This window comes from Caballeronia sp. dw_276 (assembly GCF_018449635.1).
Taxonomy (GTDB): Bacteria; Pseudomonadota; Gammaproteobacteria; order Burkholderiales; family Burkholderiaceae; genus Caballeronia.
Genome location: NZ_JAAVUV010000003.1, coordinates 65,399 through 88,396 on the forward strand (window position 1 = coordinate 65,399; position 22,998 = coordinate 88,396).

Consider the following 22,998-nt stretch of genomic DNA (forward strand, 5'->3'; position numbering starts at 1 on the left):
GACGCCATGATTTGAACGGGCGTCGCGGAAAAACCACAAAATCAGGACAAATCGATGTGAACGGCACGCACCGGACACGTCGATTTTTTTTGACCGAATTTTTGTTTAAAGAAAATATGACTGATGACCGATAGGCAGATACACGCGCAATTTACCGCTTCCCGGCGCGTGTGCTTTGCGAAAGCCACTGGAGAATTGCCATGTCCGTTGAGATCATTGTTCGCGAAACGAAAACCGGCCTCGAAATCATTAGCGGCCGACGCCGCCTCGACGCACTGCTCGCCTTGCGCGACGAAGTCGTCGTAACGAGCCCGGGCATTGGCGAAGTTGTCATTGCCCGTTTGCCGGATGGACGTTTGCAGGCATCGGCGAATCCGGAACACATCAAGCTGTTTCGCCAGCCGGAAGCGGCCTCGGGCAGCAAGAGTTTCGCCTGAACGATCGGACTTTTAAACGACGAAGCCGCCCTTCCAGGCGGCTTGGCGACATTCGAAGCATTGAGACGGACCAATCAGATATCTGACGGTCCGCACGTCCTTCGCGTCTGTCAGTCGTCGCTTTTAGGATCCAGCCCGGGGAACAGGACCTCGGTGAATCCGAATTTCGAGAAGTCCGTCACGCGCATGGGATAAAGCTTGCCAATCAGGTGATCGCATTCGTGTTGCACCACGCGCGCGTGAAAACCTTCGGCGAGCCGTTCGATCGCGGTGCCGTACTGATCAAAACCCTGATAGCGGATCATCGAGTACCGCTGCACGGCGCCGCGCAAACCAGGCACAGACAAACACCCTTCCCAGCCTTCTTCCATGTCGTGCGACACGGGCGTGATGATCGGATTGATCAGCACGGTCTCCGGCACGGGTTGCGCATCCGGATAACGCTCGTTGTGAGCGAAGCCGAAAATCACCACCTGCAGGTCCACGCCGATTTGCGGCGCCGCGAGCCCCGCGCCGTTTGCATGGCGCATGGTGTCGAACATGTCCTCCACCAAAGCGTGCAGTTCGGGTGTATCGAAATGATCCACCGGCTCGGCGATACGCAACAAACGCGGATCGCCCATCTTGAGGATTTCGCGAATCATGGAGTTTCTCCTTCCAAAAGCTTGCGCATACCGTCTTCGTCGACGACTGGAACGCCGAGTTCCTCGGCCTTCACGAGCTTGCTGCCCGCCTCCGCTCCAGCCACCACGTAATCCGTTTTCTTCGATACCGACCCCGCCACCTTCGCACCCGCCGCCTCGAGCATTTCCTTGGCGTCCTCGCGCGAAAGCGTGGGCAACGTACCGGTCAGCACGATCGTCTTGCCGGCAAGCACACCTTGCGGCGCCTTGGGCGCGGGCGGACCTTCGGGCCATGTCACGTTGCCCGGCGCGCGCAACTGCTCGATCACCATCTGGTTGTGCTCTTCGCTGAAGAAGTTATGCAGCGACTCAGCCACGACCGGCCCCACATCGTTCACTTCCAGCAGTTCGTCGACGCTTGCCGCCAGAATCGGATCAAGCGAACCGAAATGCTTGGCGAGATCTTTCGCAGTGGATTCGCCCACGTGCCGAATACCCAGCGCATAGAGGAAGCGCGGCAACGTGGTGTGTTTCGCCTTTTCGATGGAATCGTAAAGATTCTGGGCAGATTTATCGGCGAAACGGTCCAGCGCCGCGAGTTTGGCAACGCCCAGATTGAACAGATCGGCCGGCGTGCGCACGATGTTCTGCTCCACCAGTTGATCGATGATTTTCTCGCCCAGCCCGTCAATATCTAGTGCACGCCGCTGCGCAAAATGCCACAGCGCCTGCTTGCGCTGTGCAGGACAGATCAGCCCGCCGGTGCAACGCGCGATGGCCTCGTCGGGCAGCCGTTCAATCTTCGATCCACACACCGGACATTCGGTCGGCATCACGAATTCATGCGCGTCGTCAGGACGACGGTCCAGAATCGCGCCGACGACTTCCGGAATCACGTCGCCGGCACGCCGCACGATCACCGTATCGCCGATACGAATGTCCTTGCGACGCACTTCGTCTTCATTATGCAAGGTCGCGTTCGTCACCGTCGCGCCGCCGACAAAAACCGGCGTAAGCCGCGCGACCGGTGTGATTGCGCCGGTCCGGCCGACCTGCACGTCGATGGCCACCAATTGGGTCAGCGCTTCCTGCGCCGGAAACTTGTGTGCGAGCGCAAAACGCGGTGCACGCGAGACGAATCCGAGCTTGTCCTGTTCGTCGCGTTGATTGACTTTATAAACCACGCCGTCGATGTCATACGGCAAACCATCGCGCTTCTCGCCGGTTTTTTGGAAGAACTCAAGCAGCCCGTCCGCGCCTTGAACGACACCGCGTTCCGCGTTGACCGGCAGTCCCATTTCCTTGTACCAGTCGAGCAGCGCCGAGTGCGAGGGCGGCATCTCCGCGCCTTCCAGCAAGCCAATGCCATACGCAAAGAACGACAGCTTGCGTTGCGCGGTCATCTTCGAATCGAGCTGACGCAAACCGCCTGCGGCCGCGTTGCGCGGGTTGGCGAATTCGCGCTGCTCCGCCTCGCGTTGCCGGGCGTTTAGCCGCTCGAAATCGCGCTTGAACATCAGCACTTCACCGCGCACGTCGAGCCGTTTCGGAATGTTCTTGCCCTTGAGTTTCAGCGGGATCGAATGAATGGTGCGAACGTTCTCAGTCACCTCTTCGCCCGTGGCGCCGTCGCCGCGAGTCGCCGCCTGCACGAATACGCCGTCGTCGTAGCGCAGCGAAATGGCAAGGCCGTCGAATTTCAGCTCGCACGCATATTCCACAGGCGTATGGCCGAGCGCGTCGGCGACGCGTTTGTCGAAGGCGACGATATCTTCGTCAGCGAACCCGTTGTTCAGCGACAGCATGGGCACGTCGTGGGTGACGGGCTCAAAACCCGTCGCAACCTGTCCGCCAACCCGCAACGTGGGCGAATCGGGTGTGATCAGTTCGGGGTTGGCGGCCTCGATCTGCTGCAGTTCCTTGAACAGAATGTCGTATTCGGCGTCGGGCAAATCCGGCTGATCGAGTACGTAATACGCGTAGTTCGCGCGCTCCAGCTCTGCGCGCAGCCATGCCGCGCGCTCGGCCGGCCTGTCGGCGCCTGGAATGGGCGTGGCGGAAACAGCGGGCTCTGCTTTCTTGGATTTGGCAGCGGCTTTCGGTTTGGCGGACATGCAGCGGGACAGGTTAAGAAGTTGGAAGAAACTGACCTGTCGATTGTCTCAGAGAACAGCTGATCGTGGCATCGACCGAATGGCCGATGCCTCCGAAAATCATTCGGCGATTTTGCGTCGCCGCAGTAAGATTTATTGGCTGAACAAGCGCCGCGTTGCGGGCGAACCGGCGGGGATGCCGGCCTGCTCCAGCTTGGCGTAGAGCGTCATCAACTGCTTTTCGATGGCAAGCAGCGAGCTTTCCGGCAACGGCCGGCGCTGGTCGTCCACGACTCGTGCGCCGATGCGCTCGGACAGCGACTTCGCGTAGTCGCACATGAGGCGGAACGGCAGGATGTCTTCGTCGGCGACCGGCACGTCCAGCACGAGTGTGATCATCTGGCCGCCCTTGTAAGTCAGGTCGTCGCGCAGGAAGTTGGTATCGCCGAAAAGCAGCATGAAAACCGGGTTCTGGCGGGAGTCGAGCTTGACGAAGCGTGTGCCGTCGCGCGAGAGCAGCAAGCCGTCCTGCGACGCCACCGCCTGCACGTAGTTGGCGGACCAGGGCGCGCCGTCGGAGAGAATGTTGATGGACAACTGGGCGTCGCATTGCGCGGCAAATGCATCCAGTTCGCGCGCCATGCCAACCGTTTCGAGCATGTCCGGGAATTCGGGCGAGCCGTCGATGCCGTCCGCAAACCGCTGCACGCCCGTCACGAATTCGGAGAACTCCAGTTCGTTCAACGGTCCGCCACGATTTGCAAGCTGGGCCGCCGCGCGCAGTTCCTCGTAGCGCGCGCCGTTCTTGAGCAACTCCCAGGTCGTGCCGCCTTCCGGCTTGCCCTCGATGTGTACCGGCTTCGCGCCCGCCCGCCGCAGCTTTTGCGCGCTCGGGATCAACTTGTCACCGGCAATGGGCGCGACGAGACGGATAGGCACCACACAATCGATCCGGCGGTCCACGATAGCCGGCGGCGCCGATGAAATCGTGGTTGCGGCCGGCAGAACGGGTTCATCGTCATCGGCAATGATGGGCGGCGAATCCGGTTCTTCGAAGTCACCATTCACCGAAGTCGATTCGGCCTGAATATCGACCGCGGTGTCCGCCGGCGCCACAGTGGACATAGGCGCGCCGCCGAAGCTCGGTTCCACGCGTGAGTCCGAAGAGTCCGATCCGTCACTCTCGCCCATTGCAGGTTCGCGCCGCACCGGGCGCGTTGGTTCAATAAACGGCTGCTCTTCCTCTGAATCTTGCCGGGCGAGCGATTCCGCCGCTTCCTCAGGCATCGGACGGGGCATCTTTCGACGCACTTTTGCGCCCTGCCACGCGTTGTAGACCACCACGCCGCCCACCACCACGGCTCCTGCTCCGATCAACCCGAGTGTCAACTCGTCCATGCACGCTCCGTCATACTTTCTGTTTGCGCTGACTCACGCCCGAGCGACGCCTTTGAAGCTGCCGCTACGGTGTCCAGCGCTTGTTTTAAGTTACGCCCCGCGATCTGCGCCGCACGAGATTATTTCGATCCCGTGCGCCACTCCGCGCCTGGCGCGCCAGAACCGGCCTCCCGGACCGGTTCTTCACCCTGTTTTTATCGCCGGAACTGCGTTAATCCGCGGTCCGGCGAAACGTTCATGCATTTTGGGCGAATCCTGCCGCAGATTCCATATCCACGGCAACAATCCGCGAAACACCCTGCTCCTGCATCGTCACGCCGATCAGTTGCTGCGCCATTTCCATCGCGATCTTGTTGTGCGAGATGAAGAGGAACTGCGTCTTCTCCGACATCGCCCGAACGAGGTTTGCGAAGCGTTCCGTATTGGCGTCGTCGAGTGGTGCGTCGACTTCGTCCAGCAGACAGAACGGTGCCGGATTCAACTGGAACATGGCGAACACGAGCGCGGTCGCCGTCAGCGCCTTTTCACCGCCCGAAAGCAGGTGAATGGTCGAATTTTTCTTGCCCGGGGGTTGCGCGAGCACCTGCACGCCGGCGTCGAGGATTTCGTCGCCGGTCATGACGAGCTTGGCCTGACCGCCGCCAAACAGACGCGGGAACAGTTCGCCGAAATGACGGTTCACTTCGTCGAACGTGCCTTGCAGCAACGAGCGCGTTTCCTGATCGATCTTGTGGATCGCGTCTTCGAGCGTGCCGATGGCATCGTTCAAATCCGCCGACTGCGAATCGAGGAACGACTTGCGCTCGCTCGCCGCGGCGAGTTCGTCGAGCGCCGCCATATTGACCGCGCCGAGCGCCGTGATCGCGTTGTTCAGCCGGGTAACTTCGCCTTGCAGATACGAAGGCTTCATGTCCGGCGTGAGCTTGGCCTGCAAATCGGCTTCGTCGACACCGGCGGCGGCCAGTTGTTCGACGAACTGCTCGCCGCTGATGCGCGCCGCCTGCTCCTTCAACTGCAATTCGCTGATCTTGTCGCGCAACGGCTGCAGCGAACGCTCGGCGATCAGGCGAAGCTCGTCGGCCTGACGCAGGCGCGCGGTGAGATCGTCCAGTTCGATACGCGCCGATTGCAGCGCCTCTTCCTTGGCCGCCCGCAATTCGAGCGCGTCCTGAAGGCCTGTATGCGCGGTCTGTTCATTGATGGTTTCGAGCTCGGCGCGCGCGTCTTCAAGCGCACCTGCCACGCGTTCGCTCTGCTCTTTCGCCGTTTCGATGTTGCGCCGGTATTCCTCGATCTTCGCCGCCAGTCCACGCGCCGCAAAACTGGCGTCAGTGGCCGCGCGCTCCAGATCGCGCGCTTCTTGGCGCGCGTCGGTCAACGCTTCGTCGAGTGCTTCGAATGCGAGCTGATGATCTTCGAAACGCGCCTGCAACTCGGCGAGTTCGCCGTCGTGGCGCTCGAAATTCGCTTCGGATTCGGCACGCAGGGCGCGTTGTTCATCGATCTGATCCGTGATTTCGGAGAGTTCCTCACGAATCTGCGTGCTGCGCTGCATGTAGCGGTCGTGCGCCTGGGTGAGCTTCAGCACGTCCATTTGCAGTGCGTGCACGCGCTGGGTCGCACGTTCGGCGGCCGAACGCGCGTCGCCAAGGGCGCCCGATGCCTGTGTGTGCGCCGCTTCGGCGCGAACGGCGGCGGCTTTGGCTTCGTCGGCGAGCAGCGCCTGGGCCCGGACCTGCTTCGTCAGGTTCTCGATTTCGTGCTGGCGCGCGAGCATGCCGGCCTGTTCGGAATCGGCCGCGTAGAGCTGAACGCCGACCCGCGTCACCACGTGCCCGGCCGTGACTACAAACGCGCCGCCATCGGGCAGTTGCGCGCGGCTTGCAAGCGCCTGGGCGATGTCATCAGCGACGAAAACCCCGCCCAGCCAGTCGGTCAGCACAGCACGCAGACCCGCATCTTCAATCCGGATCAGCGAAAGCAGCGGGCGCAAGCCCGCGGGCGTATCCTGCGGACGCCCGGCGTTGGGCGGCGCATAGAACGCGAGCTTGGCGGGCGGTGCGTCGGTCGCAAACGCCTTCACCCAATCGAGGTTCGACACCTCCAGCGCCGCGATCCGTTCGCGCAGCACCGATTCGAGCGCCGTTTCCCAACCCGCTTCCACGTGGAGCTTCTTCCACAGACGCGGCAAAGAGCCGAGCTCGTGGCGGTCGAGCCAGGGCTGGATCTTGCCTTCCGTCTGGACGTTTTCCTGCAGCTGCTTGAGCGCCGCAAGCCGCGCCTCGAGCTGGTGGATTTGCGCGCTCTCGGCCTGCACTTTCTCTTGCGCCGCGCGGCGTTCGCCATCCAGACGGGGGACTGTGTCCTGCGCATCGGCGAGACGCGCCTGGGCTTCAAGCAGAATTTCTTCGTGCTCGGCCATCTGCATGCGCAACTCCTCGAGTTGCGCTTCGTCGGGCGCATCCAGCCCGCCCGCCTCACTTTTCAGGCGTTCGTGACGCTGCTGCAACTGCTGCAGTTGCTGGTCGGCGCTGCGCTGATGCGCGGCCTCCAGCTTCAACGCCTGTTCCGTCCGCGCAATCGTTGCGCGTTCGTCGTTCAATCCATTCTGGGCATCGCGAAAACGCGCTTCGAGCGCGGGCAATTCATCCTGCTTCGCCACCGCCGTTTCCTGCGCGATGGCCGCCTTTTCCTCCCCGACAGCCAGCGCTTCCTCAGCGTCGTCGATCTCGCCACGCGCTTTCTCGGCCTGCATCTGCCATTGCTCGCGCTGCGCGCTCAAGGCGGCGATCTGGGCCTGCACACGATTGCGCGATTCCACGATAAAGCGGATCTCCGCCTCGAGTTTGCTGACTTCGGAATTCGCTTCGTAGAGCGCGCCCTGAGCGCCCTGCATGGCGTCGCTCGCGCTGTAATGAGCCACGCGCAGCGTTTCCAGCTGCGCCTCGACTTCCCGCAATTTCGCGGTTTGCGACTCAAGCTCGATCTGCGCGTCGCTGATCGCGCGTTGCTGACGCTCGGACTCGTTGCCCGCCTCGTTCTTGCGCAACAGCCACAAAAGCCGCTGCTTTTCCTCACCTTCGGCCTGCAACGTCTTGTACTTCGTCGCGACGATCGCCTGCGCTTCGAGCTTTTCAAGATTCGCGCTCAATTCGCGGACGATATCTTCGACCCGGGTCAGGTTTTCGCGTGTGTCGTGCAGACGGTTTTCGGTCTCGCGCCGGCGCTCCTTGTACTTCGATACCCCCGCGGCTTCTTCCAGGAACACGCGCAGTTCTTCGGGCTTTGCCTCGATGATCCGCGCGATCATGCCCTGCCCGATGATCGCGTAAGCACGCGGTCCGAGGCCGGTGCCCAGGAAGATGTCCTGAATATCGCGGCGCCGGGCCGGCAAGTTGTTGATGTAGTAGCTGGAGGTGCCGTCGCGCGTCAGCACGCGCTTGACGGCGATTTCGGCGTAGGTGCCCCACTGGCCGGCGGCGCGGCCGTCGGCGTTATCGAAAATCAGTTCGACGCTGGCCCGGCTGCCCGGCTTGCGCGCGGTCGAACCGTTGAAGATCACGTCCTGCATCGACTCGCCGCGCAGTTCAGATGCGCGCGATTCGCCGAGCACCCAGCGCACGGCGTCGATGATGTTGGATTTACCACAGCCATTCGGGCCGACCACGCCGACAAGCTGGCCTGGGACCTGGAAATGGGTGGGATCGACGAAGGACTTGAAGCCAGCGAGTTTTATCGAGGTCAGACGCACGGCGATATCGCTGATTGAAATGAATGCTGGAAACGGGCCGGCGAACCTCGTGTGCACGCATTTCCGTGCAGCGGGAGGCGTAAAACGCCGGTCGAAAACGCTCGGGCGGCGCGGGCTGGACCCCGCGGGCTGGATCCCGCGGGAGGACCCATTGATCAAAACACTGCCCGGCGAACGATGACAATCATACCATCGCCCGGAATGATTTCTTTTAGCTTAAAGCGAGCGCTTTACGTATGTCTTTTATTGGCAATCGACCAGGCCGGCCCGAGGGTGTTTCGCTAGTCCGAATGGCCTCATCATTGAAGTTCCGTGGCCGCCGGCAAAGCGCTCCGGGATATAATCGCAGCCTCGTAGTTTCATTGTCAGCCGCGCCCAGAGGCTTGAACCTGAGGCATGAACCTGAGGCATGAACCAAGCCGTGAATTCACTTCTCCAGAAACTTCAGCCTTATCCGTTTGAAAAGCTGCGTGCGCTGTTTAAAGGCGTCACGCCGCGCGAAGAATTCACGCCAATCAGCTTTGGCATCGGCGAGCCGAAACACGCCACGCCCGCGCTGATCCGCGAAGCCGTGGTCAATGCAATGACGGGCCTCGCGTCCTATCCGGCCACTGCCGGGAGCGAGCCGTTGCGCCAGGCAATTGCGGACTGGACGAAGCAACGTTATTCGCTTCCCGCTGTCAATGCCGCCACGGAAGTCCTGCCGGTCTCGGGTTCGCGCGAAGCCCTGTTTTCGCTGGCGCAAACCGTAATCGACAGCCGCAGCACCGCCGAATCGCCCATTGTGGTGTGCCCCAATCCGTTCTATCAGATCTACGAAGGCGCGGCTTTGCTTGCCGGCGCCGAGCCGTACTTCGTGAATAGCGATCCGGCGCGCAATTTCGCCTGCGATTACTCGGCCGTGCCCGACGCCATTTGGGCGCGCACGCAGTTGCTTTTTGTCTGCTCGCCGGGCAATCCGACTGGCGCCGTGCTCACGCTTGATGACTGGCGTGAATTGTTTGCGCTATCGGACCGTCACGGGTTCGTGATCGCGTCCGACGAATGCTATTCCGAGATCTATTTCAACGAATCTTCACCGCCGCTCGGCGGTCTGGAGGCGGCGCACAGGCTCGGGCGCGGTTTCGAAAAGCTGGTGATGCTGTCGAGTTTGTCGAAGCGCTCGAATGTGCCCGGCATGCGCTCGGGTTTTGTCGCAGGCGACGCATCCATACTCAAGCAATTCCTGCTCTATCGCACGTATCACGGCGCGGCGCTTTCGCCCATGTTCCAGGCGGCAAGCGTTGTTGCGTGGAAGGACGAAGTGCACGTTCGCGAGAACCGCGCGCTCTACCTGAAGAAATTCACGACAGTCACGCCCATGCTTGCGGAGGTTCTGGACGTGCGCCTGCCGGACGCAGCGTTCTACCTCTGGGCGAACGTGGCGCGTACCGGCCTCTCGGACACCGAGTTCGCCGCACGCCTTTACGCCGACTATAATGTGACGGTTTTGCCAGGCTCGTTCCTGGCGCGCGATGCCCACGGCTCGAATCCCGGCAGCGGTTTTATCCGCATAGCGCTGGTCGCGGATGTCGGCGAATGCGTGGAAGGCGCGCGGCGAATCGTCGAATTCTGCCGCTCGTTACGCCGGTAACTCCTCCTTAATCTCAGCACCCACTTTAAGTCACGACCATGTCGCAACAACTTCAGCAAATCATCGATACCGCCTGGGACAACCGCGCCGATCTGTCGCCGAAAGCAGCGCCCGCCGAGGTGCGCGACGCCGTCGCTCACGCAATCGAGCAACTTGACAAAGGCGCGCTGCGCGTCGCCGAAAAGCAGAACGGCGAGTGGGTGGTCAATCAATGGCTGAAGAAAGCGGTGCTGCTGTCGTTCCGCCTTGAAGACAATGCACCGATGCCCGCCGGCGGTTACAGCCAGTTTTACGACAAGGTGCCGTCGAAGTTCGCCAACTACACCGCCGAAGATTTCGCGGCCGGTGGTTTCCGTGTCGTGCCGCCTGCCATCGCGCGCCGCGGTTCCTTTATCGCGAAGAACGTGGTGTTGATGCCGTCGTACACGAACATTGGCGCCTATGTAGATGAGGGCACCATGGTCGATACCTGGGCTACGGTCGGTTCATGTGCGCAGATCGGCAAGAACGTGCATTTGTCGGGCGGCGTGGGCATTGGCGGCGTGCTGGAACCGCTGCAGGCGAATCCGGTAATCATCGAAGACAACTGCTTTATCGGCGCGCGTTCGGAAGTGGTCGAAGGTGTGATCGTCGAAGAAAACTCGGTCATTTCCATGGGTGTGTATCTCGGCCAGAGCACCAAGATTTACGACCGCGAAACGGGCTCGGTGACCTACGGCCGCATTCCTGCGGGTTCCGTGGTTGTCGCGGGCAATCTGCCTTCGAAGGACGGTTCGCACAGCCTGTACTGCGCAGTGATCGTAAAGAAGGTGGATGCAAAGACGCGCGCGAAAGTGGGCTTGAACGAGTTGCTGCGGGGCGATTGATCCATGGCCGCGAAAAAGATCGTCGTATATGGAATTCCAAATTGCGACACCGTGAAAAAAGCACGCGTGTGGCTGGAAGAACATGACGTGCCGTTCGAATTCCACGACTTCAAGAAGGCCGGGGTATCGACGGCGTTGTTGCAGGACTGGTTGAAGGACGTCACGCTCGACGAACTGATCAACCGTCGCGGCACGACGTGGCGCGGCTTGTCGGACACATACAAGGACGAAGCGGGTTCCACCGCCGGCGCAATTGCTTTGATGATCCACAAACCGTCGATCATCAAGCGGCCTGTGCTGGTTGTGAACGGCCGCGTGAAGTCGCTGGGTTTCGACGCCATAAAGTACGAAACGCTGTTTGCTTGAATTCGCGAAGCTCCTTGCGTGACTTATCGCGTAAATCGTCGCGCAAACCCTGATTCCTGCCGGCCGCCGCGCCGGCATTTTTATTGAAAGTGGCTCGAATCCATGTCCGGCACCCTTCTTCTCTCCGAACAACTCATCGCGCGTCCGTCCGTCACGCCCGACGATCAACATTGCCAGAACGTGCTGATCGAGCGCTTGTCAGCGATCGGTTTCGAGTGCGAAACCATCGCGTCGGGCGGCGTTACGAATTTGTGGGCCGTAAAGCGCGGCACGATCGGTACGGACGGCAAGTTGCTGGCGTTCGCCGGCCATACCGACGTGGTGCCCACCGGCCCGCTGGAACAATGGACATCACCGCCGTTCGAGCCGACGCACCGCGACGGAAAGCTCTACGGACGCGGCGCGGCGGACATGAAAACGTCCATAGCGGCCTTCGTGGTGTCGAGCGAAGAATTCGTCGCGGCGCACCCGGCGCATCGCGGCTCGATCGCATTCCTGATCACGAGCGACGAAGAAGGCCCGGCGACCGACGGAACCGTGAAGGTGATCGAAGCGCTGAAAGCACGTGGCGAGCGGCTGGACTACTGCATCGTGGGCGAACCGACGTCCAGCGCCACGCTTGGCGACATGGTGAAGAACGGCCGTCGCGGCTCGATGTCCGGTAAGTTGGTCGTGAAAGGCGTGCAGGGTCACATTGCGTATCCTCATCTCGCCAAGAACCCGATCCATCTGCTCGCGCCGGCGCTGGCCGAACTCGTCGAGACACATTGGGATGACGGCAACGAATATTTCCCGCCGACCACGTGGCAGGTTTCCAACCTGCACAGCGGCACGGGCGCGACAAATGTGATCCCGGGTCACATCGAATTGATGTTCAATTTCCGCTTTTCCACGGCGAGCACGGTGGAAGGCCTGCAAAGCCGCGTCCACGCGATCCTCGACAAACACGCGCTCCACTACGACCTCGCCTGGAGCGTCAGCGGCCTGCCGTTCCTCACGCCGCGTGGCACGTTGTCAGACGCACTGGAACAGGCCATTCTCGACGAAACCGGCGTTCGCACCGAACTGTCGACCACGGGCGGCACGTCGGATGGCCGTTTTATCGCGCAGATCTGCGAGCAAGTGGTTGAATTCGGACCGCCGAACGGCAGCATTCACAAGATCGACGAGCATGTTGAAATCGCGTTTATCGACCCGTTGAAAAACGTGTACCGGCGCGTGCTCGAAACGCTGCTCGCCTGATTCAAACCATTCTTTAAAGGAGCCTGCGATGGCGCTTCCCTTCACCACCGTACGCGATCTGCTGCGCTTTGCCGTTTCCCGGTTCACCGAGGCAAAGTTGTCGTTCGGACACGGTTCGTCGAATGCATTCGATGAAGCGGCATACCTGGTCCTGCACACCTTGCACCTGCCGCTCGACACGCTGGACCCGTTCCTCGATGCACGCCTGCTCGACACAGAAATCGACGCCATCATGAAAGTGATCGAGCGGCGCGCGAAAGACCGCGTGCCGGCCGCGTACATCACGAACGAAGCGTGGATGCACGGACATCGCTTTTATGTGGATGAACGCGTGATCGTGCCGCGCTCGTTCATTGGCGAATTGTTGCAGGACGGCTTGCAGCCCTACGTGCAGGACCCCGACGAGGTTTCACGCGTGCTCGAACTCTGCACGGGCTCCGGTTGCCTCGCGATTCTCGCGGCGCAAGCGTTCCAGAACGCGGATATCGATGCCGTCGATATCTCCGCGCCCGCGCTGGAAGTTGCCCATCAAAATGTGGACGACTACGACCTGGATTCGCGCGTCGCGCTGTATGAAGGCGACCTGTTCGCGCCGCTGCCTGGCGGGCGCTATGAGGTCATCATCACGAACCCGCCTTACGTCAACGCGCTCGCCATGCAGTCGCTGCCGGCCGAGTACCGTCATGAGCCAGAACTGGCGCTTGCCGGCGGTGCGGACGGCATGGATATCGTGAAGCGGATAGTAGGCGAAGCGCGCAAATGGCTGACCGAGGACGGCGTTCTCGTGGTCGAAATCGGCAACGAACGGGCAAATGTGGAAGCGACGTTAGGTGGCCTGGACATGGTCTGGCTCTCGACCAGCGCTGGCGACGACAACGTCTTCCTTATTCAGGCGGCAGACCTGCCGGCCTAGACGCGAACGTAGGACTACTGGCCGACCGCGTACATGCATATCGAATGGCAGGACTGGCTGCACCTTGGCACGTTTGTCATCATCGCCCATTTACTGGGCGTGGTGGCGGCAAGCCATGCGGTACTCAACACACGCACGTCTCAGGGCGCGGTGGCGTGGGCGGTGTCGCTCGTCGCCATGCCCTACTTCACGCTGATTCCGTATCTGTTTCTCGGGCGCAGCAAGTTTGCGGGGTATATAGACGCGCGGCGGCTCGAGAACGAAATCCTGCGCAAGAGCGCGCATCCAACGGAATGGAATTTCCCCGATGAAGCCGCCCGCCTGCGAGGCGTAGCGCCCGGGGACCCAGCCGAGTATCTCGGGCACCCGACCATTCGAGCGCTGACGCGTTTGAGCGGCATGCCGTTTTTGCGCGGCAATTCGGTGCGCGTGCTGATCAATGGCGCCACGACCTTCGATGCGATTTTCGAGGCCATCGAAAAAGCAAAAACCTACGTGATCGTGCAGTTTTTCATCGTTCGCGCCGATGAACTCGGGCTGAAGCTGAAAGACCTGCTGATCAAGAAGGCGCAAGAAGGCGTGCGCGTTTATTTTCTTTACGACAGCATCGGCAGCTTCGATTTACCTCATCGCTATGTGAATGCGCTTCGCGCGGGCGGCGTGCAAACGCATCCGTTCGCGACCAAGCGCAAATTCGTCAATCGCTTCCAGATCAATTTCCGTAATCACAGAAAGATTGTCGTGGTGGACGGCGAATGCGCGTTTGTCGGCGGACATAACGTCGGCGTGGAATATCTCGGCGGTAATCCGCGTTTGTCGCCGTGGCGCGATACGCATATTGAAGTGCGCGGGCCAGCGGTCGCAAGCATCCAGTTCGTGTTCATTGAAGACTGGTATTGGGCGACGCAGCGCATTCCGGAAGTCGAGGCGTCAAAGGTCTCCGACAAAGACATGAGTTGCCTTGTGCTCGCGAGCGGCCCGGCCGACAGACAAGAAACGTGTTCGCTATTTTTTGTCGAAGCCATCAACGCGGCGCGTTCGCGAATCTGGATCACGACGCCCTATCTAATCCCCGATGAAGCCGTGTTTTCTGCATTGCGCCTTGCCGTGCTGCGTGGCGTGGATGTACGCATTTTGATTCCCAGCCGGCGCGATCATCGCGTGGTCTTCGCGGCGTCCAAGCTCTACGCCTACGATGCGCTGCTCGCCGGCGTTCGGATCTTCCGGTACAAACCGGGCTTCCTGCATCAGAAAGTGGTGCTGGTCGACGACATGTCGGCGGCTATTGGCAGCGCAAACCTGGACAACCGCTCGTTTCGCCTCAACTTCGAGATCATGGTGCTGACGGTGGACCATAGTTTCGCCGCTGAGGTCGAAAAAATGCTTCTCGATGACTTCGCGCAATCGTGGGAAATCAGCCGCGACGACTACCTTGGCGCGCCCCCGCTGCGGCGCATGGCAATGCATGTCGCGCGGCTGTTTTCACCGATTCTTTGAAGCGGAAACCGCCGCCGCTTTTAAAGCAGCTTTTCGATATCGCCCGACAACGCGTCAGGCTTCGTCACCGACCCAAACCGATTGATCACGGTGCCTTCCTTGTCGACGAGAAACTTGGTGAAGTTCCACTTGATGCCTTCGGTGCCCAGCACGCCCGGTGCTTCCTCGGTCAGATAACGGAACAACGGATGTGCGTTCGCGCCGTTCACATCGACTTTGGCGAACATGGGGAACGTGACCCCGTAATTCTTCTCGCAAAAGCTGCCGATCTGCGCCGCGTCGCCCGGCTCTTGCTTGCCGAATTGATTGCACGGAAAACCAAGCACCGCGAACCCGCGATCTTTGTACCGATCGTAGAGTTCCTGCAAACCCTTGTATTGCGGCGTGAATCCGCACTCGCTTGCGGTGTTCACGATCAACAGCACCTTGCCCTGATATTGCTCCAGGCTGGCTGTATCGCCGGCCAAGGTTTCCGCCGAAAACGAGTAGATGGGGTTCATTCGTTGCTCCGCTTGAAAAAACCCAGTCTAAGCGAAACGCCGCTCAAAGAACATTCGGCCGAATGGCCGATCGCTTGGCACAACATGAATGAGCACGCGGCGAGCTGCGGCAGCAGTCTAAAATAGCGTTTTCCCGTACTCGCCTGGGTCTTCACGCCGTGATTCGCTTCAATCAGTTCAGCCTCGCCCGCGGCACGAAACCGCTCTTCGAACAGACCACGTTTGCGCTTAATCCTGGCGAAAAAGCGGGGCTTGTCGGTGCGAACGGCGCGGGCAAATCCACGCTCTTCTCCGTGCTGCGCGGCGATCTGCACGCTGACGGCGGCGATTTTTCGATGCCGCCGTCATGGCAGATCGCCCACGTCGCGCAGGAAACGCCGGCGGTCGACCGGACCGCGCTCGAATACACGCTCGACGGTGACACGCAGCTTCGCAGCATCGAAGCGCGGATTGCGGCAGCATCAGCCGCCCATGATGGCGCCGCTGAAGCCGAAGCGCATGCCGCTTTCGCCGATGCCGACGGTTACACCGCGCCCGCCCGCGCCGAAACGCTGCTGATCGGCCTGGGTTTCACGCTCGCGCAGACCAAAGAGCCGGTCACGAGCTTCTCGGGCGGCTGGCGCATGCGCCTGAACCTCGCGCAGGCGCTGATGTGCCGTTCGGACCTCCTGCTGCTGGACGAACCCACGAACCACCTGGATCTCGACGCCATCATCTGGCTGGAAGACTGGCTGCATCGATATCCGGGAACGCTGATCGTGATTTCGCACGATCGCGAATTCCTCGACTCGGTGTGCAACGTCACGCTGCACCTGGAGAATCGGCAGATCAAGCGTTACGGCGGTAATTACAGCCAGTTCGAGATTCTCCGCGCGCAACAGATCGCGTTGCAGCAAAGCGCGTACGAGAAGCAGCAAAAGACCGTGGAGCATTTGCAGAGCTTCATCAACCGCTTCAAGGCGCAGGCGACCAAGGCGAAGCAGGCGCAAAGCCGCGTCAAGGCGCTCGAACGCATGGAAATCATCGCGCCGGCGCATGCTTCTTCGCCGTTCACGTTCGAGTTCAGGACCCCCGACTCCGCGCCCAATCCCATGATGGTGATGGAAGGCGTGCGCTGCGGATATCACACGGACGCGGGCGAGGTGCCGATTGTGGAAGGCGTCACGCTGTCCATTCAGAACGGCCAGCGCATCGGTTTGCTCGGCGCGAACGGCCAGGGCAAATCCACGCTGATCAAGACACTGGCAGGCACGCTGGAAGCGCTGAGCGGACACGTGCGTGAAGGCAAGGGCTTGCGGATTGGCTATTTCGCACAGCATCAGCTCGAAACGCTGCGCCCGGGTGACTCCGCACTCGAGCACGTCGCCCGGCTCGCCCCCGATACGCGCGAACAGGAACTGCGCGACTTTCTCGGCGGCTTCAACTTCTCCGGCGAAATGGCAACGGCGAAGATCGCGCCATTCTCCGGCGGAGAAAAAGCCCGCCTCGCGCTCGCACTGATCATCTGGCAAAAGCCGAACCTGCTGCTGCTCGATGAACCGACTAACCACCTGGACCTCGAAACGCGTCACGCACTGACCATGGCGTTGGCGCAATTCGAGGGCACGCTGATCCTGGTTTCGCACGACCGCCACTTGCTGCGCGCGACCACGGACACGTTCATGCTGGTGGCGAAACACCGCTTGCAGCCCTTCGATGGCGATCTCGACGATTATCGTGACTGGCTGCTCCAGCACGCGGCCGAACAGCGTGCGGCGGCAAAGGAAGCAGGAAGCGCAAGCACAGACGACTCGCTCGATTCCGGGCAGAACCGCAAGGAACAGCGCCGGCAGGAAGCGCAAGAACGCCAGAAGCTCTCGCACTTGAAGAAACCGCTGCAATCGCGGATTTCGAAGATCGAGAAGGAAATGGACAAGCTGAACGCCGAGAAGGCGCAACTGGATGCGTTCGTAGCGGACGCCGCCAGCTACGAGCCGTCAATGAAGACCCAGCTCACCGAGTCGATTCGCCGTCAGGCCGCCGTGAATGGACAACTCGAAGTGCTCGAAGCCCAATGGCTCGAAGCGCATGAAGAGCTGGAACAGATCGGCTAGCGACGTGGCAGGGTTTGTCGCGGTAAACCTTCGTCGTCGTGAAGCATGTGTTTGCGGCCCTTCACATGACAGCGGATCGTCGCTACGACTTCATCCTCAGTCACGTTTTCCGCCACCACGCGGCGCGATATCTGCCCTTCCGCGTCGATCCATTCGACGATCCGGCAGCCGCCGCCCCAGGGTTGCGGGATGGGCGCTGACACGCGGCAGCCGCGCAGATGAAATGATGGGGCTGACGAAGTTTGATTTGCGTGTTTCAAGGCGTCGTCCTTTTCCGCTCGTATCGGGGTTTGTCGCGATAGAAGCATAGAAAAAGGACGCGTTACTTGGGTTACAGGGACCGCACGGTTTTTTACGCCACATTACGAAAGGGTCTGATCGCGGTCGCGAACCTTGCGCAAAATCAATCGAAAGAACGCGCCCGGTCGATCGCCTCCTCAATCCGGTCCACTGCGATCACTTCCAGTCCATCGATAGGTTGTTTCGGCGCGTTTGCCTTCGGAATCAACGCGACCGAAAAACCAAGTTTGGCCGCTTCCTTCAGCCGGTCCTGACCGCGCGGCGACGGCCGGATTTCTCCCGCCAGCCCTACTTCGCCGAACACGATCAGACCCTTGGGCAACGGCTTGTTGCGCATGGATGACTGAATGGCCAGCAGCACGGCCAGGTCGGCCGCCGGCTCCGTGATCTTGACGCCACCAACGGCGTTCAGGAACACGTCCTGATCGAAACAGGCAATGCCCGCGTGCCGATGCAACACCGCCAGCAACAGCGCCAGCCGGTTCTGCTCCAGGCCGACGGCGAGGCGCCGCGGATTCGGAACATGGGCGGTATCGACCAGCGCCTGCACTTCCACGAGCAACGGCCGCGATCCCTCTTGCGTAACGAGCACACACGACCCCGGCACGCTCTGCTCATGCTGCGATAAAAACAATGCCGACGGATTCGCTACGCCGCGCAAGCCCCGCTCGGTCATGGCAAACACGCCGAGTTCGTTGACCGCGCCAAAGCGGTTCTTGAACGCGCGCACGAGCCGGAACGACGAGTGGGTATCGCCTTCGAAATACAGCACGGTATCGACGATATGTTCCAGCACCCGTGGGCCCGCGAGATTCCCCTCCTTGGTCACGTGACCGACCATGATGATGGCCGTCCCCGTTTGCTTCGCGATCCGCGTGAGTTGCGCCGCGCATTCGCGTACCTGCGCAACCGATCCGGGCGCGGAGGTCAGCGCCTCGGAATAAACGGTCTGGATGGAGTCGATGACCGCCACTTCCGGCCGTTCGGCATCGATGGTCGCCTGAATCCGCTCGAGCTGGATTTCCGCGAGCAAGCGCAAATCTGGCGCGGCATTGCCCGAATCCCCGAGCAACCCAAGCCGTTGCGCGCGCAACGCGATCTGCGCGCCGGACTCTTCGCCGCTGATATAAAGCGCCGGCCGTTCGCGGGCGATCTCCGCAAGGGACTGCAGCAACAAGGTTGACTTCCCGATTCCCGGATCGCCGCCGATCAACACCACGCCGCCCGCGACCAGGCCACCGCCCAGCACGCGATCGAACTCGCCGATACCCGTCGTGAATCGCGGCACATCCGACGCTTCGATTTCCGACAACCGCTGCACGGGCGATGTCTTCGCCAGCGCCTGGAAGCGATGCGCCGACGGCGACTCCGCCACCGACTCGACCAGAGTATTCCACGCGCCGCAAGCCGGACACTGGCCTTGCCATTTGGGCGCTTGCCCGCCGCATTCGGTGCATACGTACAGCGTTTTAACCTTCGCTACTTTCGCCACTCGCCTTCCTGGGTTTCATCGTTACAAATAAGCCAAGTTACTCAGCCCGCATCGGTACGCGTTGGGCGACCGCACACATCAACTCGTAGCCGACCGTGCCGCATGCCACCGCAACGTCATCGATGGGCAGCTTCGCGCCCCACAATTCCACATGCGTCCCGATGCCCGCCGTCGGCACCGGCGTCAGGTCCACCGTGATCATGTCCATGGAGACGCGTCCGACAATCCGCGTCAGCACGCCATCGACGACGATGGGCGTGCCTTCCGGCGCGCATCGAGGATAACCGTCGGCGTAACCGGCCGCCACTACGCCAATGCGCATAGGCGAAGTGACCGAAAACGACGAGCCGTAGCCCACCGTCTGCCCCGCGGCCACGGTCTGCACGGCGATGACCTCGGACGCGAACGTCATGGCCGGCTGCAAGCCGATGTTCGCTACATCTTCAGTCTTGCCCGACGGCGACGCGCCGTACAGCATGATGCCCGGGCGCACCCAGTCGAAATGCGATCCCGCGTGCCAAAGCGTCGCGGCCGAGTTCGCCAGGCTGCGCGTCCCGGCAATGCCCTCGGCGCCGCGCTCGAACGCTTCCATTTGGTGATCGATGCCGCGTGGACCGTCGGCATCGGAGAAATGGGTCATCAGCGTAATCTGACCGATGCCCTGCACCGCCCGCGCCCGTTCCCACGCCGCGCGAAAGCGCTCGGGCGTGTAGCCGAGGCGATTCATGCCGGTATTCATTTTCAGTTGAATGTTCACCGGTTTCGACAAACGCGCCATTTCCAGCATGCGCAGTTGTTCGTCGCAATGAACGCCGGTCGTGAGGCTGTAACGATCGATCACATCGATATCTGTCGGACGAAAAAAGCCTTCCAGCAGAAGAATTGGACCCGCCCAGCCAAGTTCACGCAACTTCACCGCTTCCTCGAGGTCAAGAAGACCGAAACCGTCAGTTGCGCGCAATCCGGGGAACGCTCGCGCCAATCCGTGGCCATAAGCATTGGCCTTGACGACGGCCCATATCTTGGATTTAGGCGCGTGGCGCCGCGCGATGGCTAGATTATTGGCGAGTGCGGCGGTGTGGACGGTGGCGGATAAGGGGCGCGGCATGGAGGGTCTATTGGATGAACGGAGAATTCCGAGAGAGCTGGCCGTCTTGTCGGACGGTGCGTTTTCGAGATCGGCGCGGCGGCAGCGGATACGCTCTGATCGCGCTGGCGTGGTCTCGAACTACCGCGCTGCAGCCGGGCGGGAGACCACATATAGAAGACCGGTCAGCACGCCGACGAACTTAAGACCGCGAACCCGGCACGAAATTCGAAATGAACACATGTTTCGAATCAATACTTTATCGTCACCCTGGCGCGAGTTGACGTTGCGGCGCGAATGTCACATGAGCGTCGGGTGACTGTCATGGAGGTTACTGCTAGTCAGAATGCGCCTATTTTCGTGTTATAAAGCCGTGCACACAACCCATTTCAAACAGAAATTGCCTGAACGGGAGCCTGAGCGCGAACCCGGACGCGAAAGACGAGCGCGCCGTGCGGAAACGGGGCGGATCACCCGCAGTGCGACTAGCATCGGATCAGATGAAAAAAGGTTTTTACACCATCATGGCCGCGCAGTTTTTCTCGTCGCTGGCCGACAACGCCCTTCTGATCGCTGCGATCGCCCTGCTGAAAGATCTTCACGCCCCGAACTGGATGACGCCGCTGCTCAAGCTGTTCTTTGTGCTGTCATACGTGGTTCTGGCTGCTTTCGTAGGCGCCTTCGCCGATTCACGGCCCAAGGGCCACGTGATGTTCGTCACCAACTCCATCAAGGTGGTCGGCTGCCTGACCATGCTGGTCGGCGCGCACCCCTTGCTTGCGTACGGGATTGTCGGTTTCGGCGCGGCTGCGTACTCGCCCGCGAAGTACGGCATTCTCACCGAGTTGCTGCCCGCCGACCGGCTGGTCGCAGCCAACGGCTGGATTGAAGGAACCACGGTTGGATCGATCATTCTCGGCACCGTCATGGGCGGTGCGCTGATCAGTCCACATATAGCATCACATCTGCTTGCTCTGCATATTCCGAAAGTCGATACACCCGCCGAAGCCGCCATGCTCGTGATCGTGCTGATGTACGTGGTGGCTGCGATCTTCAATCTGCGTATTCCCGATACCGGCGCGCGTTATCCGAAGCAGGAACATCGGCCGCTCAAACTCATCACCGATTTCGCCGATTGTTTCAACGCACTTTGGCACGACAAACTCGGCCAGATTTCGCTCGCCGTTACCACGCTCTTCTGGGGCGCGGGCGCGACGTTGCAATTCATCGTGTTGAAGTGGGCGGAAGTTTCGCTCGGCATGTCGCTGTCCGAAGCGGCGATTCTCCAGGCGATCATCGCGGTCGGAGTTGCTGTCGGCGCCATTCTCGCCGCAGCGCGCGTGCCGTTGAAGAAGTCGCTGTCGGTGCTGCCGGTGGGCATCATGATGGGCGTCGCGGTGATGCTGCTCGCGTTCTATTCGAAGCATCTTTTTCCCGTGCACTGGGGCATCTATTTCGGCCGCATGCACATTCCGGGTTACCTGATCGTGGCGTACATCTTCCTGATGATCGTCGGCGGCCTGTCGGGCTTTTTCGTGGTGCCGATGAACGCGTTGCTGCAGCATCGCGGGCATGTGTTGCTTTCGGCGGGACATTCGATCGCGGTGCAGAATTTCAACGAGAATCTTTCGGTGCTCGTGATGCTGTGCCTTTACGCAGTGCTGGTCTGGCTCGACGTGCCGATTCAATTCGTGATCGTACTGTTCGGAACCTTCGTCTGCCTGATGATGTATTTCGTCATGCGGCGGCATCAGGCGAATCAGCGCGCGTTTGATTCGGTCGCGCTGATCGGTGAATCGCGGCACTGATCGGGACAATACGCAACGTTCGCCGGACAGGGTCGCGCGCCACGCGCGATAATCCGGCTTTCTCATTCATCTTCAAGTCAGATTCCATGCTCGCCGCCGACCTCTTTTCGTTCGCACGCAGCGTGCGCGAACGCGCGCCGCTGGTCCATTGCCTGACGAATCTCGTCGTGACGAACTTCACCGCCAATGTGCTGCTTGCGCTGGGCGCCGCGCCGGCAATGGTCGTCGCACGCGAGGAAGTCAGCGAATTCGCGCCGATGGCAAACGCGGTATCGGTGAATCTTGGCACGCTCGACCTGCCGCAAAGCCGTGCCATCCGCGCCGCCGTCGATGCCGCCAACGGCGCGCACAAACCGTGGATTCTCGATCCGGTCGCAGTCGGCCCGTTGAGCTTTCGGACCGAGTTCGCACTCGATCTGCTCGATGCAAAACCCGCCGTGATCCGTGGCAACGCGTCTGAGATCATCAGCTTGTCGGGCGGGGCGTCGAGCGGACGCGGCGTTGACAGCACGACCCTGGCCGAAAGCGCGCTCGATGCCGCGCAGCTCCTCGCGCTAAAAACTGGCGCGATCGTGGCCGTGACCGGCGCAACCGATTACATCACCGATGGGCGCCGCACTGTGGCGTTATCGAATGGATCGGTCTTGATGACACGCGTGACCGGCGTCGGGTGCGCATTGTCCGCGACGGTCGCCGCGTTCGTGGGCGTGGCCGAAGCCGACGACTTCTGGGCCGCCACCGTTGCAGCGGTCGCGTATTCAAGCATTGCCGGCGAGCTCGCCGCACGCGACGCCGCATTGCCCGGCAGCTTCGCGGTCACCTATCTGGACCGGCTGTCATCGCTCGGTGAAGACGCGTTCGCGGCCACGCTCGTACAACGCGATATCCTGGCGGCCTGA

The 22,998-nt window shown here is 61.0% G+C and carries 18 protein-coding genes; 10 read left to right on the plus strand and 8 right to left on the minus strand.

Features of this window, described 5'->3' with window-relative positions; genetic code table 11:
* Positions 1–200: 200 nt before the first annotated feature.
* Positions 201–437, plus strand: a complete 237-nt coding sequence (locus HB633_RS06180; RefSeq protein ID WP_213777261.1) for a hypothetical protein — start codon at positions 201–203, stop codon at positions 435–437.
* Between the two features lie 110 nt (positions 438–547).
* Here HB633_RS06180 and def read toward each other — a convergent pair whose 3' ends face one another.
* The 4 genes from def to smc all read right to left on the minus strand — a co-directional run bounded on the left by def (position 548) and on the right by smc (position 8,302).
* Positions 548–1,081: a peptide deformylase gene (def, locus tag HB633_RS06185; RefSeq protein WP_056352690.1), complete on the minus strand. Its 534-nt coding sequence runs from the start codon at positions 1,079–1,081 to the stop codon at positions 548–550.
* On the minus strand, positions 1,078–3,174 hold the full coding sequence (ligA, locus tag HB633_RS06190) for an NAD-dependent DNA ligase LigA (RefSeq protein WP_213777262.1): 2,097 nt from the start codon (positions 3,172–3,174) through the stop codon (positions 1,078–1,080). Before ligA ends, def begins: the two co-directional genes overlap by 4 nt.
* Positions 3,175–3,306: 132 nt before the next feature.
* Entirely contained in the window at positions 3,307–4,551 is a 1,245-nt protein-coding gene (locus HB633_RS06195; protein WP_213777263.1) for a cell division protein ZipA C-terminal FtsZ-binding domain-containing protein, read from the minus strand.
* Between the two features lie 235 nt (positions 4,552–4,786).
* Positions 4,787–8,302: a chromosome segregation protein SMC gene (gene smc / locus HB633_RS06200; RefSeq protein ID WP_213777681.1), complete on the minus strand. Its 3,516-nt coding sequence runs from the start codon at positions 8,300–8,302 to the stop codon at positions 4,787–4,789.
* Positions 8,303–8,711: 409 nt separating this feature from the next.
* Between smc and dapC the strand changes: the two genes are divergently transcribed.
* The 6 genes from dapC to cls all read left to right on the plus strand — a co-directional run bounded on the left by dapC (position 8,712) and on the right by cls (position 14,819).
* On the plus strand, positions 8,712–9,935 hold the full coding sequence (dapC, locus tag HB633_RS06205) for a succinyldiaminopimelate transaminase (protein WP_213777264.1): 1,224 nt from the start codon (positions 8,712–8,714) through the stop codon (positions 9,933–9,935).
* 38 nt (positions 9,936–9,973) lie between these two features.
* Positions 9,974–10,801 (plus strand): 2,3,4,5-tetrahydropyridine-2,6-dicarboxylate N-succinyltransferase, encoded by an 828-nt coding sequence (gene dapD, locus HB633_RS06210; RefSeq protein ID WP_213777265.1) that lies wholly within the window; start codon positions 9,974–9,976, stop codon positions 10,799–10,801.
* A gap of 3 nt (positions 10,802–10,804) precedes the next feature.
* Positions 10,805–11,167 (plus strand): ArsC family reductase, encoded by a 363-nt coding sequence (locus HB633_RS06215; protein ID WP_213777266.1) that lies wholly within the window; start codon positions 10,805–10,807, stop codon positions 11,165–11,167.
* A gap of 102 nt (positions 11,168–11,269) precedes the next feature.
* Entirely contained in the window at positions 11,270–12,409 is a 1,140-nt protein-coding gene (gene dapE / locus HB633_RS06220) for a succinyl-diaminopimelate desuccinylase (RefSeq protein WP_213777267.1), read from the plus strand.
* 28 nt (positions 12,410–12,437) lie between these two features.
* A complete protein-coding gene (gene prmB / locus HB633_RS06225) occupies positions 12,438–13,322 on the plus strand; it encodes a 50S ribosomal protein L3 N(5)-glutamine methyltransferase (protein ID WP_213777268.1) in 885 nt (294 codons plus the stop codon).
* A gap of 33 nt (positions 13,323–13,355) precedes the next feature.
* Positions 13,356–14,819 (plus strand): cardiolipin synthase, encoded by a 1,464-nt coding sequence (cls, locus tag HB633_RS06230; protein ID WP_213777269.1) that lies wholly within the window; start codon positions 13,356–13,358, stop codon positions 14,817–14,819.
* A 20-nt stretch (positions 14,820–14,839) separates the two neighbouring features.
* On the opposite strand, the gene HB633_RS06235 is transcribed toward cls, so the two are convergent.
* Positions 14,840–15,319 carry a glutathione peroxidase gene (locus tag HB633_RS06235; protein WP_213777270.1) on the minus strand — a complete coding sequence of 160 codons (480 nt, stop codon included), beginning with the start codon at positions 15,317–15,319 and terminating at the stop codon, positions 14,840–14,842.
* 158 nt (positions 15,320–15,477) lie between these two features.
* On the opposite strand from HB633_RS06235, the gene HB633_RS06240 reads away from it, so the two are divergent.
* Positions 15,478–17,412: an ATP-binding cassette domain-containing protein gene (locus tag HB633_RS06240; RefSeq protein WP_213777271.1), complete on the plus strand. Its 1,935-nt coding sequence runs from the start codon at positions 15,478–15,480 to the stop codon at positions 17,410–17,412.
* On the opposite strand, the gene HB633_RS06245 is transcribed toward HB633_RS06240, so the two are convergent.
* The 3 genes from HB633_RS06245 to alr all read right to left on the minus strand — a co-directional run bounded on the left by HB633_RS06245 (position 17,409) and on the right by alr (position 20,312).
* Positions 17,409–17,672: a DUF2866 domain-containing protein gene (locus HB633_RS06245; protein WP_213777272.1), complete on the minus strand. Its 264-nt coding sequence runs from the start codon at positions 17,670–17,672 to the stop codon at positions 17,409–17,411. The genes HB633_RS06240 and HB633_RS06245 overlap by 4 nt on opposite strands.
* Before the next feature lie 143 nt (positions 17,673–17,815).
* Positions 17,816–19,204: a DNA repair protein RadA gene (radA, locus tag HB633_RS06250; protein ID WP_213777273.1), complete on the minus strand. Its 1,389-nt coding sequence runs from the start codon at positions 19,202–19,204 to the stop codon at positions 17,816–17,818.
* Positions 19,205–19,241: 37 nt separating this feature from the next.
* The gene (gene alr, locus HB633_RS06255; RefSeq protein WP_213777274.1) at positions 19,242–20,312 is read right to left on the minus strand and encodes an alanine racemase; all 1,071 of its coding nucleotides are present in this window, start codon (positions 20,310–20,312) and stop codon (positions 19,242–19,244) included.
* Positions 20,313–20,791: 479 nt separating this feature from the next.
* Between alr and lplT the strand changes: the two genes are divergently transcribed.
* Together lplT and thiM are read left to right on the plus strand one after the other, a co-directional pair.
* Positions 20,792–22,099, plus strand: coding sequence for a lysophospholipid transporter LplT (gene lplT, locus HB633_RS06260; protein ID WP_213777275.1), 1,308 nt, complete (start codon positions 20,792–20,794; stop codon positions 22,097–22,099).
* A gap of 86 nt (positions 22,100–22,185) precedes the next feature.
* Positions 22,186–22,998, plus strand: a complete 813-nt coding sequence (gene thiM, locus HB633_RS06265; protein WP_213777276.1) for a hydroxyethylthiazole kinase — start codon at positions 22,186–22,188, stop codon at positions 22,996–22,998.